We start from the raw sequence: 12419 nt of genomic DNA on the forward strand, positions 1-12419 counted from the left end.
GCCTGTTACACGCTTCCTTCCGTATGCCCTGCCGCGCCGGAGCGCCCCTGCAGGCCAATCCACATGATGACGGCGTCTTCGTTGTTGTCGGAATAATACCCTTTGCGGATTCCGACTTCGCGGAACCCCGTTTTGACGTACAATTTGCGGGCCACATCGTTGCTGACCCGCACTTCGAGCGTCGCCCGCTCCAGGCCGAGCGACCCGGCCATGCCGAGCAGTTCGTCCAGCAGCCGTTCGCCCAACTTGCGTCCACGGTACGCTGTGCGCACCGCGATATTCGTAATATGCGCTTCGTCCATAACCGTCCACATGCCGGCATAACCGGCCGCTTCGCCGTCCACTTCCATGATCAGGTAGCGGGCAAAATGATTCAGCGTCATCTCGCTGCGAAACGCCTGTTCCGTCCACGGCAGCGAAAACGATTCATGTTCGATCACCATCACGTCCGGGATGTCTTCGAGCCGCATCGTCCGAAAATGTACGGACGGCTCGTTCGAAGACGACGAAGATTCGATTTCTCTATGCTGCATGCTGCGCGGATCCCCTTTCTCTGTTCCATTCGGCCTGCGTTATGGTCGGCTGCGCAGCAGATTCGCTTCCGCTTCCGTAACCTGCGTATAATTCGGCAGCAGCGCATGCGCGTCTACCGTGTCGCCGCTCTCCAGCTTGCGCGTGCCGATCCGCCCGATCCAGCGGGCTTCGGCCGTGCAGTCCTGCAGCAGCACCCGCTCCGCTGGCAGGCCGGTCAATCCGGCCAGACTGCGCACGGTCTCACCGTGCTTGTCCGTCTCGCCGGTGAACAGCACGTATTCCGGGCGTTCGCCAATCGGCAGCGCGTTCCATCGTTCGGCCAACCGCGCCGTCCAGTCGTCCACCATCAAGATGGCGTCGTCGGCCAACCGGGTCAGCGGCTGCGCCTCTTGCCCTTCTGGCGCCGCGCCGATCGGGCCGGCCGCTTCGAACAGCGCCGTATACGCCTGGCCGCGCCGCGCGTCGACGAGCGGCACGATCCAGCTCCGCCCCTGCGGAGCGGCAACTTCCAGTCCGGAGCAAGCCTGAGCTTCCAGGCTCGATACGGCCGCGACCGGCAGCTTCAGCGCCCACGCCAGCGTCTTCGCCGTCGTAACGGCGATCCGCACGCCCGTATATGAGCCGGGTCCGATGCCGACGGCGATACCCGCAAGCGCCCGCTTGTCCGTGCCGGACTCCCGCAGCGCGCGTTCGATCTCCGGCAGCAGATTGACCGAATGGTTGCGCTCGGCCAGGCTGCTGCTTTCGAACCGTATGTCTTGTCCTTCGAGTACCGCGACGGCCTGGGAAGCGCTCGACGTATCGAGCGCCAACACCCGGCCCTGCGCCCCGTTATTGTTTTCCATCTGCAATGTCTCCATCCCTGTTCGATTATTCAGGCTTATTCGGTCATTCGGAATTGTTCGACTGTTCGAGCACGCCCGGTTCCGGCAGGTTCTCGACCCATGCCGCATACGGCGCGCCGATGCCTTCGCATGTCACGAGGCGGCCTTCTCCGCCCGCATGTTCGATATGCAGATTCAGCCGGCCCGCCGGAAGCAGGTCGGGAATGATCGAAGCCCATTCCACGAGCGATACGCCGCGGCCTTCGAAATATTCGTCCAGCCCCAGGTCTTCGGCTTCATCTTGCGTAATCCGGTAGACGTCCATATGGTACAGCGGCAGCCGGCCTTCGTATTCCTTGATCAGCGTGAACGTCGGACTGTTCACGATGCCTCGCACGCCAAGCGCGGCGGCAAACCCCTGCGAAAACTTCGTTTTGCCCGCTCCCAGATCGCCGTCCAGCGCAATGACCGTTCCGGGCTGCGCCAGCGCGGCAAAATAGCCGGCCAACCGCGCCGTATCGGCTTCGCCGCGCGAGATCCATGTCCTGCTGTATGTTTCGTATGCCTCCACGCTTCGTTCCACCTTCATTTCCTCACCGGCACGAAGCTCCCGCGAGCGGTCCGGTTCGTTGATCTCTCCATTATAACGCAAATGTTTCGCCGAGGGCACCCTGCCGCTTCCCGAATCCGGGCAAATCAAAACCCGTTTCCGCACCCGCCGAAGCGGAAGCGAAAACGGGCCGAGTGTCCGGGCACAGCCGGCTCCCGTTCGGGCGCCGAAGCGCCGCCGGTTACGCCGCGACGTCCCTTTTGCGGAAAACCCAGAAGGTCAACGCCAGGAAGACGACGTAATAGACGGCCAGTACCGCCAGCGAAAATCCGAGCGACGACACGCCGTAAGCGCCGGTCTCCGCGTTGATATACTGACTCAAGTTCAGGTTCGCGAACAGCAGGTAGCGGCCGATCTCGTATTTGGCCGGATCGATCAGCAGCGTGATCAGCCCGCCCATGAACAGCAGGATAATCGTAAGCGCCACCGACAGCGAATTGCTGCGGAACACGGCCGAGAACATGAAGGCCATCGTGACATAGATCAGGCAGTCGACGATCCGGTACAGCAGCGCCCACCAGAAGTAATCGGACATACTGCCCATCAGTTCGCCCAGCACGTCCGTCGTGCCGGTCGAAGTCCCGAACAGCAGCGCCGACATCCCGAGTCCGAGCCCGAACAGCAGCGCGTACAGCGTAAGCATGAACATCAGCACCGCGACGTATTTGGACAGCAGAATCTTGACGCGGCTCCACGGGCGAATCAGCAGCAGCTTGATCGTGCCGCGCGAAAATTCGCCGGCGACCGTATCCGCGGCGACCGCGATCGTGAACACCGTCGGCAGGAACCAGAACTGCAGCAGCGCGTTCATCGAACTCCACAATCCGATATTTTCGCTGACGTACCGAAACAGCACCGGCATCAGCAGGCCGACCAGCCCGATAACGCCGAGCATGATCCAGGTCCGCGTCCTCGCGTGAATTTTAATATTTTCGTTATGTACCAGCTTGAAAAAGTTAGACAATCGGTCCGCCTCCCGTCATCTCCAGGAATTGATCTTCCAGCGTACGGGTCAGCGCGCGAATGCCGTAGACCGGTATGCCCGCCTGCACGAAGCGAAGATTAATCTCCGCGATGCCCTGCCGGTTCGTGCGCACGACCAGCTGCCTGCTGCGGATCTCGCCGCCGCCGAGCAGGGACAGTGCTTCTTCGATCCGTTCCCCGACGTCGAACATCGTTTCGAGCGTTGCGTCGGCGTCCGCCTCGCCGTGCAGCTCGTGCACGTCGATCAGCCGGCCGGCCTGAATGATCGCCACCGTATCGCACATCAGCTCCATTTCGCTGAGCAGATGGCTCGATACGAATACGGTCGTGCCGTCGACGCGCGTCAGTTCGCGCAAATAATCGCGCAGCTCGCGGATGCCCTGCGGATCGAGTCCGTTCGTCGGCTCATCGAGGATCAGCAGCTTGGGACGATGCAGGATCGCCTGCGCGACGCCGAGCCGCTGGCGCATGCCGAGCGAGTAGGTCGAGACTTTCTCGTGAATACGGCGCTCCAGCCCCATGAAACGCACGACTTCGTCGATGCGCTCCTTGGGCACGTCGGCGCGCATACGCGCATATTGGAGCAGGTTGCGATATCCGCTGAGATAACCGTACATCTCGGGATTCTCCACGATCGCGCCGACCTGCGAGATCGCCTGTTCGAAATTCCGCGTGATGCTGCGGCCGTCGATCAGAATGTCTCCCGCACTCGGCGCCATCAATCCGGTCATCATGCGGATCGTTGTCGTCTTGCCCGAACCGTTCGGTCCGAGAAAGCCGAATACTTGTCCCGGCGGCACGTCGAGCGTCAATCCTTCGATGATCGTCTTGCGGCCGATCCGTTTGACCACGTTGTCGAAACGGACGATCGGCTCGCCGCTCCTTGCGCTCGCAGCGCTTGGAACAGGCATCTTGTCACTGATGGTTTCCATAGGTTTCGGTGTCCTCCTTGTTCGTGGTTCTTCGATAGGCCGAACGGCAAACGCACACTTCTTGTACCAATGTAACATAGACGAACGCCACGGCAGACCTTTTTCCGGCAAAAAAAAGCCCGTTCGCTTCTCCTGCGAGAAACGAACGGGCCTGCCAAGCTACGATCAATAGGTCGTACGCCGGCTAGAGATGCGGCGAAATCAGCCGCCCGCGCGGGCCAGTTCGCGCATATTGGCTTCAAAAGCGGCCAACAGCGCGGCATCGCCGGTCAAGCCGGTCGATTCGGCTTTTTCGATCTGTTCCAGCATGCGCTTGTAGTCTTTCGGGATCACGCGGACGAAGCGGCTCGACGTCTGTTCCCAGCCGTCGAGAATGAGCTTGGCTACGCCGCTTCCGGTCAGGTCGGCGTGACGCTGAATCAGTTCGCGCACTTCTTCCTTCTCCGCCGGATCTTCGAGCGTCTCCAGCAGCACCATCTCCAGGTTGCAGCGGTCGACGAAGTCGCCCGCGCCGTCGTAGATGTACGCGACGCCGCCCGACATGCCGGCCGCGAAGTTGCGGCCCGTCGTGCCGAGCACGACGACGCGTCCGCCGGTCATGTATTCGCAGCCATGGTCGCCGGTGCCTTCGACGACGATCTTCGCGCCCGAGTTGCGGACCGCGAAGCGTTCGCCGGCGATGCCGCTGATATACGCTTCGCCGCCGGTCGCGCCGTACAGCGCCGTGTTGCCGATAATGATATTCTCTTCCGACTTGAACGTCGCTTTCGGATCGGGCTTGACGATCAGTTTGCCGCCCGACAGCCCTTTGCCGACGTAGTCGTTGGAATCGCCCGACACTTCGAGCGTGATGCCTTTCGGCACGAACGCGCCGAAGCTCTGGCCGGCCGAGCCGGTGAAGTGCAGCTTGATCGTGTCTTCCGGCAGCCCGGCCGCGCCGTACTTGCGGGTCACTTCGCTGCCGAGAATAGTGCCGGCCGCGCGATCGACGTTCGTGATCTTGAAGTGCGCTTCGACTTTCTCTCCGCGTTCCAGCGCCGGAGCGGCGGCCGTCAGCAGTTCGCGCATGTCGAGCGTATGCTCCAGACCGTGGTTCTGGGTCTGCGAACGGAACGGCGTGCTGCCTTCCGGAAGGGTCGGCACGTGCAGCAGCGGCGTGAGGTCGAGCCCTTTCTTCTTCCAGTGGTGCGAAGCGTCGACCGCATCGAGACAGTCGGTGCGTCCAACCATCTCCTGAATGGTGCGGAAGCCGAGTTCGGCCATGATCTCGCGCAGATCTTCCGCCACGAACTTCATGAAGTTCACGACGTGTTCCGGATCGCCCATGAAGTTTTTGCGCAGTTCCGGGTTCTGGGTCGCGACGCCGACCGGACAGGTGTCCAGCTGGCAGACCCGCATCATGATGCAGCCGACAGCGACGAGAGGCGCGGTCGAGAAGCCGTATTCTTCGGCTCCGAGCAGCGCGGCGACGGCAAGGTCGCGGCCCGACAGCATTTTGCCGTCCGTCTCCAGAACGACGCGGTCGCGCAGATTGTTCAGGATCAGCGTCTGGTGCGTCTCGGCCAGACCGAGTTCCCACGGCATGCCCGCGTGGCGGATCGAACCCTGCGGCGACGCTCCGGTTCCGCCATCGTAGCCGCTGACGAGAATGATGTCGGCGCGGCCTTTGGCGACGCCGGCCGCGATCGTGCCGACGCCTACTTCCGACACGAGCTTGACGTTGATGTCGGCGCGCGGATTGGCATTTTTCAAATCGTAGATCAATTCCGCCAAATCTTCGATCGAATAGATGTCATGGTGCGGCGGAGGCGAGATCAGGCCGACGCCCGGCGTCGAGCCCCGGACTTCCGCTACCCACGGATACACTTTGCGGCCTGGCAGCTGTCCGCCTTCGCCCGGTTTGGCGCCCTGCGCCATCTTGATCTGGATCTCGTCGGCGTTGACGAGGTAGTTCGACGTAACGCCGAAGCGTCCCGACGCAACCTGCTTGATCGCGCTGCGGCGGGAATCGCCGTTCGCGTCCGGAATGAAGCGCGCCGGATCTTCGCCGCCTTCGCCCGTGTTGCTTTTGCCGCCTACGCGGTTCATGCCGATCGCAAGCGATTCGTGCGCTTCCTTGCTGATCGAACCGAACGACATCGCTCCGGTCTTGAAGCGTCTCATGATGGCGGTCGCCGGTTCGACTTCGTCGAGCGGAATCGGTTGGCCTACCGGCTTGAGGTTGAGCAGCGCGCGCAGCGTCAGATGCTTCTTGGACTCGCCTTCGACGAGGCGCGCGTATTTTTTGTACGTCTCGTAATCGCCCGTGCGCACGGCGTGCTGGAGCAGGTGAATCGTCTGCGGATTGAACAGATGCTCTTCGCCGTCGCTGCGCCATTGGTAATCGCCGCCGGAATCCAGCACCTTGTCGATGCCGTCTTTGTCGGAGAACGCCCGGTTATGCTGAAGCAGCGCGTCGAAAGCGACTTCTTCGAGCCCGATGCCGCCGATGCGGGTCGGCGTCCAGGTGAAGTAGCGATCCACGAATTCCGGCTTCAAGCCGACCGCTTCGAAAATTTGCGCCCCGCGGTACGACTGGATCGTGGAGATGCCCATTTTGGACAAAATCTTCACGACGCCTTTCGTCATCCCCTTGATATAGTTCTTGACCGCTTTGTCGTGCGAGACGCCGCGCAGCAGACCCTGCGCGATCATGTCGTCCAGCGTCTCGAACGCGAGGTACGGGTTCACGGCGCTGATGCCGTAGCCGAGCAGGAGCGCGAAATGGTGCACGTCGCGCGGCTCGCCGGATTCGAGCAGCAGCGTCACTTTGGTGCGCGTGCCCTGGCGAATCAGATGGTGATGCATCGTCGAGACGGCCAGCAATGCCGGAATGGCCGCATTGTCCCGGTTCACGCCTTTGTCGGACAGGATAAGGATGTTATGGCCTTTCTTGATGACGCGGTCGGCCGCTTTGCACATGGCGTCCAGCGCGGCGCGCAGACCGTCGGCGCCGCTTGCCGCTTCGAAGAAGATCGGAATCGTCATCGCGCGGAAGCCCGGGCGGTGACGATGCACGTGGCGGATCTTCGCGAAATCTTCGTTCGACAGCACCGGCGTATCGAGCGAGATCATCCGGCAGCTCTCCGGTTCGGGCAGCAGCAGATTGCGCTCGGCTCCGATCGCCGTCGAAGCCGACGTGACGATTTCTTCGCGGATCGCGTCGATCGGCGGGTTGGTCACCTGCGCGAACATCTGCTTGAAATAGTTGTAGAGACGCTGCGGCTTGTCGGACAGGACGGCCAACGGCGCGTCGTAGCCCATCGAGCCCGTCGCTTCGATACCTGTCGAGGCGATCGGTTCGAACACTTTGCGCAGTTCTTCGAACGTATAGCCGAACGACAGCTGCAGCTGCGTCACGTTCTCGTGCTTCGGAGCCGGCGGTTCCTGGGCTTCCGGCAGTTCGTCGAGGTTTATCATATGCTCGTCCAGCCAGTCGCGGTACGGAAGCTCGGACGAAATCTGCTGCTTCACTTCCTCGTCGGAAATGATGCGGCCTTCCTTCGTGTCGATCAGCAGCATCCGGCCCGGACGCAGGCGGTCTTTGTACAAAATATCTTCCGGCGCGATGTCGAGCACGCCCGCTTCGGAAGACAGAATGATCGTGTCGTCCTTCGTCACGTAATAGCGCGCCGGACGCAGTCCGTTGCGGTCGAGGATGGCGCCGATCTGCACGCCGTCGGTGAACGCCATGGCGGCCGGTCCGTCCCACGGCTCCATCAGGCAGCTGTGGTATTCGTAGAACGCCTTCTTGGTATCGTCCATCGTCTCGTGCTTGCTCCACGGTTCCGGTACCATCATCATCGCCACGTGCGGCAGCGAACGTCCGCTCAGGTAGAGGAATTCGAACGTGTTGTCGAACATGGCCGTATCGGAACCGTCCGGGTTAATGACCGGCTTGACCTTGTCGAGGTCGGGACCGAACACTTCGCTCTCGAACAGCGCCTGGCGGGCATGCATCCAGTTGACGTTGCCCCGCATCGTGTTGATCTCGCCGTTATGGATCATGAACCGGTAAGGGTGGGCGCGGTCCCAGCTCGGGAATGTGTTCGTGCTAAAGCGCGAGTGGATCAGCGCGATCGCCGAACTCAGCTTCTCGTCGCGCAGGTCCGGATAGAACAAGCCGACCTGTGCCGTCGTAAGCATGCCTTTGTAGACAATCTTGCGGCTCGACAAGCTCGGGATGTAGAACGATTCCGCGCCTTCTTCGCCTTCCGCGTAGCGGATCGACATCTCGGCGAGGCGGCGAATCACGTACAGTTTGCGCTCAAAAGCCAAATCGTCCGTGCCGTTTACTTCGCCGCGCCCGATAAACACCTGGCGCACGCAAGGCTTGGCGGCTTTGGCGGAAAATCCGAGGGTGCTGTCGTCGGTCGGAACGGTGCGGAAGCCGAGCAGCTTCTGTCCTTCGGCCTGGATGATTTCGCCGAGCAGGTATTCGTGACGGGCCCGAATCTTGTCGTCGGTCGACAGGAACAGCATGCCGACTCCGTAGTCGCCGGACGCAGGCAGCGTGAAGCCAAGCTCCTGGGAAGCGAAAAAGTCGTGCGGGATTTGCAGCATGATGCCGGCTCCGTCGCCGGAGTTCGGCTCGGCGCCCTGGCCGCCGCGGTGTTCCATGTTCTCGAGCATAGTCAGCGCGCGGCTGACGATATCGTGCGCGGGCGCTCCCTTAATATTGGCGATAAAGCCCATGCCGCAGGCATCTTTTTCGAATTGGGGATCGTAAAGACCCTGTTTCGGAGGTAATCCAGTCATTTCATCAAACAACCTTTCTATAATGAAATTCATTCATCCCGACGGGAGATAAAGGCGCTCGCTCGCGGCAGGCCACCGAAAAACCTCGAATAAGTAGAAGCTCGAATTCTGACAATCCCGAAATCGGAACAACCTCGAATCGTAAACCCCGAAAGTAAAAAGCCTCGGATATAAGAGAACAGACTCCTTTTCGCACCCGGCGGGGCGCTCCGCTGGGGGTCAAAAAGCAGTCTTCCACATCCCGCGATAAGCGGTCTCGCAGTTGGATTTTTAGTTTCCCCATTGTAACATTCAGTTTCCACGCCGTGCAATTTAAATCTTTTATCCGCCCGATAAAATTTCCTTGTGCGGAGAAGCATTAGCGCACTGATGTGTCGAATGAAACGGTCTCCCGACCGGAACGGATGCCCGGCAGGAGACGGCATGATTTTGAGTCATTATACGACAAAATTTACGCTTTGCCTATGGATGCGGCAATTTGTCCAAGCAATGATGCAAAATGTGCAAAAGCCGAAAAACGGCCCGCCGACGGATAGGCGATCCGTGGGCGGGCCGTGAACGAAGCCGAAAAAGGCGAGCGAAAAAGGCGAACGAAAAAACGGTGTCGCCCTCAGGCGGCCGTTCCGGCTCCCGTGCGCGACACCGGTTAACGATATCGCGTCCCTACATTATAGAAGCCGCATAGAAAGGGAAGCCGCACGCCGACAGGCAGGTTCTCGCGGCCCCTAAGGCTCAAGGCGCGGCGGTGAAACCTTCGGTCAGGAACGTGAACATATGCCCCTTCAATTCTTCCTTGGTCATCGGCTCGTGGTGCATCTCCCATTCGCCGGTCAGCGCGATAAACAGCTTGAGCATGCCGAAAGCGATCACCTCGACGCTGCCGCGACGAATCGCGCCTTTGTCCATCGATTCGCGGATGATGCGTTCGAGGAACTCCAGCACGACACTTTCCACTTTGAACAGGGCGGCTCTGGCCTGCGGCGTTCCGATATCCCGCAGTTCCTGCGACAGCTTGATAAACAGCTCGTGTTCCTCGCGGAACTCCAGGATCGCGTCCAGCGCCTGATAGACGTTTTCGTAAAACGGGCGTTCCGCATGGATCTCCGCTTCGGCCCTGCGCCGCAGCTCGCGGATCGCGTCCAGCAAAATTTCGTCGAACAGTTCTTCCTTGTTTTCGAAAAACGTGTAGATGGTTCCCTTGCCCACGTTGGCGATCTTGGCCACCTGATCCATCGTGGTCGCTTTGTACCCGAACAGCGAGAACGACTGGGCAGCCGCATGCAGCACCTGTTCGCGGCGGTCGACGACAGCCATGGTCCCCCTCCTCTATCTCTATGGATTGACTAAATTCAAAAAACGGTCATTCAATGAAGTTCAATTTAGCATACGGCGTTTCAAATGACAAGGCGTTTCGCGCAGCGGCGCTTCCGGGCGGGCCTGGCATCAAAAAAGATCCTTCCCGCCGCGGCGGAAAGGATCTGCTGCATACGGACGTGCCGCGGAAGTGGAGGCTACACTTCGAGGCTCTCCCGGTTGCCCAGGGCGATGCCTTCGATACCGTCTTCCTTGAGCGCGGCGCAGAACGCTTCGACATCCTGCTCGATCGCCGGGAACGTGTCGTAATGCAGCGGCAGCACCTTCGGTGCGCCGATCCATTGGGCGGCGATACGGGCGTCTTCCGGTCCCATCGTGAAGAAATCCCCGATCGGCAGCGCCGCGATATCGATTTGGTTCAGTTCGCCGATGATCTTCATGTCGCCGAACAAGGCGGTATCGCCGGCGTGGTACAGCGTCTTGCCGCCCATCGTCAGCAGGATGCCGGCCGGTTCGCCTCCGTACACGACGCGGTCGTCCAGTGTCAGCGAAGAACTGTGGAACGCAAGCGTATACTTGACCTTGAATCCGTCGAACTGATGCGAGCCGCCGATGTTCATGCCGACCGCGGTCACGCCCTGCTCCACGCAATAATTCGCCAGCTCCACCGGAGCGATGACGGGGCAGTCGTTCGCTTTGGCGATACCGATCGTATCGCCGAAGTGGTCGTTGTGCGCATGGGTCAGCAGGACGGCGTCGACTTTGATGTCGGCCGGCTTGACGCCCGAATTCGGGTTGCCGGTCAGAAACGGATCGATGATAACGGATTTGCCTTCGCTTTCCACCAACAAGGCGGAGTGTCCGAGATACGTGATTTTCATGAACGAAAAGCTCCTCTCGCGTTCGAATAGGCCCGCGCCGGGAAGTCGTTGGAACTGGCCGCCCGGGCCGAGACCGAATGTTGAATACGGCTTTCGCTTTATTATACCGCGTCAAAAAGGGTATACCAAATTCGCGATCGCTTCGCTGAAGCTTTTGTAAATCGAGTATGTCCTGCGAGTATGTCTGATTATTGTTTCTCGAAAAAACTTATGTGCGTAAGCTTATTTGAAAAACGTATGGTGTCCGATCTTCTTGACCGGGGTGCGCGTGTTCGGAACCGTCATATCAGTCGCAAGTTCCAGGGACACGAAAAAGTACGTATCGTCCGGAACTTCCTTGCGGCCGTTCAAAGCTTCGGCGGCGGCTTTCACGGAATCCTCGGAAGGTACGACACGGTCAAAACGTCCGTTGAGCACGGGCGAAAATTGGTATCTCTGATAGATGACGTCTCGAATGGTATCGGGATAGTTGGCGGAACGGAGACGATTCAGGACAACGTTGGCGACAGCCACTTTGCCTGCGTACGGTTCGCCTTCGGCTTCGGCCATCACGATGCGCTGAAGCAGGAGAAGTTCTTCGTCGGAAACGGCGTAAGTCCAGGTCGCCTCGGAGGCTTGATCCGGATGAAGCAGAGCCGTTTTGCTGAAGAGCAGTTGGGTTGGGGGAGTTTGGGATGCTGCCGCTGCCTCGGCTGCTGCCGGGACTGCTTTGGCGGATTGAACCGACGAATCGGACTTGAGGTCGGCTTGGGCCGCAGCTGCGGACTTGTGAGCGGAAACGGTCGCGGACGCAGCCGTCTGCTTGTCGCTCTTGGTTGATTCGGAGTCGTTCGAAGAAGCCGCGGTGCGGGTCTTGTTCGAAGAAAGGGCTGCCGTTTCGGACTTTTGGCCGGAAACGGTCTGCGCGGCGGCAGCTGCCTGTGCCGCTTTGCGGTTGGCCGATTTCTGGTCGGCGAGTTTTTTGGCCGCAAGTTTTTGATTGGCGAATTTTTGCTCGGCCTTTTTCTTGGCGGCTTGTTTGTCGGCCCGCTCTTGCTTGGCCTTTGCGTCGGACGACGTCTCGCTGGACAGCTTGTTCGCCAAAGAAGCGGACTTTTCGCCTTCTGTTTGCGTCCAAGCAGCGGTCCTTGCTATAAATTCGGGATGAAGAACGTCGTCGAAGACGACATCGGTCAGTTCGCAGGCCCCCATGCCGGCGCTTGCCGCTTCGGCGTAGGATGGGCGCACTCCGTTCGATGCCCATACCGTGGCCGCACAAATGAAAATCAAGATCACGCCGACCAGCAGCACGACCCAACGATTGTTTTTAAGTAGTTCCATAATGTCCTCCTAGCTCTCGGCATACTCCCTTCCTATGTAACCGTTCAAATGCGGTTTGAATCCGCCTTTTGCCGAAAGCATGTTCGCTTTTTTTGGTAATATTCATAGTAGGAAAGGCAAAACTAAAAAATGCACAAACGCAATTATACCGCAAATGACGGAACTTTTCATCTTTTTTCATAAAACGGGTCATTTCGTGGCATTTTTCGATTGCGCCCGAGCC

The 12419-nt window shown here is 59.7% G+C and carries 9 protein-coding genes; all 9 read right to left on the bottom strand.

The features are described from left to right. Positions 1-5 precede the first annotated feature (5 nt). The 9 genes from rimI to FTE24_RS06480 all read right to left on the bottom strand — a co-directional run bounded on the left by rimI (position 6) and on the right by FTE24_RS06480 (position 12196). Positions 6-533 carry a ribosomal protein S18-alanine N-acetyltransferase gene (gene rimI / locus FTE24_RS06440; protein ID WP_150231703.1) on the bottom strand — a complete coding sequence of 176 codons (528 nt, stop codon included), beginning with the start codon at positions 531-533 and terminating at the stop codon, positions 6-8. A 39-nt stretch (positions 534-572) separates the two neighbouring features. Next, the gene (gene tsaB, locus FTE24_RS06445) at positions 573-1379 is read right to left on the bottom strand and encodes a tRNA (adenosine(37)-N6)-threonylcarbamoyltransferase complex dimerization subunit type 1 TsaB (protein WP_150231705.1); all 807 of its coding nucleotides are present in this window, start codon (positions 1377-1379) and stop codon (positions 573-575) included. Between the two features lie 43 nt (positions 1380-1422). Further along, the gene (gene tsaE / locus FTE24_RS06450) at positions 1423-1947 is read right to left on the bottom strand and encodes a tRNA (adenosine(37)-N6)-threonylcarbamoyltransferase complex ATPase subunit type 1 TsaE (protein WP_150232594.1); all 525 of its coding nucleotides are present in this window, start codon (positions 1945-1947) and stop codon (positions 1423-1425) included. 202 nt (positions 1948-2149) lie between these two features. Further along, positions 2150-2932 carry an ABC transporter permease gene (locus tag FTE24_RS06455; RefSeq protein WP_150231707.1) on the bottom strand — a complete coding sequence of 261 codons (783 nt, stop codon included), beginning with the start codon at positions 2930-2932 and terminating at the stop codon, positions 2150-2152. Then, the gene (locus tag FTE24_RS06460; RefSeq protein WP_150231708.1) at positions 2925-3884 is read right to left on the bottom strand and encodes an ABC transporter ATP-binding protein; all 960 of its coding nucleotides are present in this window, start codon (positions 3882-3884) and stop codon (positions 2925-2927) included. Before FTE24_RS06460 ends, FTE24_RS06455 begins: the two co-directional genes overlap by 8 nt. 201 nt (positions 3885-4085) lie before the next feature. Next, positions 4086-8681: a glutamate synthase large subunit gene (gltB, locus tag FTE24_RS06465; protein WP_150231710.1), complete on the bottom strand. Its 4596-nt coding sequence runs from the start codon at positions 8679-8681 to the stop codon at positions 4086-4088. Positions 8682-9413: 732 nt separating this feature from the next. Beyond that, on the bottom strand, positions 9414-9995 hold the full coding sequence (locus tag FTE24_RS06470) for a TetR/AcrR family transcriptional regulator (RefSeq protein WP_150231712.1): 582 nt from the start codon (positions 9993-9995) through the stop codon (positions 9414-9416). A gap of 197 nt (positions 9996-10192) precedes the next feature. Continuing rightward, positions 10193-10876, bottom strand: coding sequence for a metal-dependent hydrolase (locus FTE24_RS06475; RefSeq protein WP_150231714.1), 684 nt, complete (start codon positions 10874-10876; stop codon positions 10193-10195). 222 nt (positions 10877-11098) lie between these two features. Then, entirely contained in the window at positions 11099-12196 is a 1098-nt protein-coding gene (locus FTE24_RS06480) for a cell wall hydrolase (RefSeq protein ID WP_237401671.1), read from the bottom strand. Positions 12197-12419 lie beyond the last annotated feature (223 nt).

The sequence above is a fragment of the Saccharibacillus sp. WB 17 genome (assembly GCF_008634075.2).
Lineage (GTDB): Bacteria > Bacillota > Bacilli > Paenibacillales > Paenibacillaceae > Saccharibacillus > Saccharibacillus brassicae.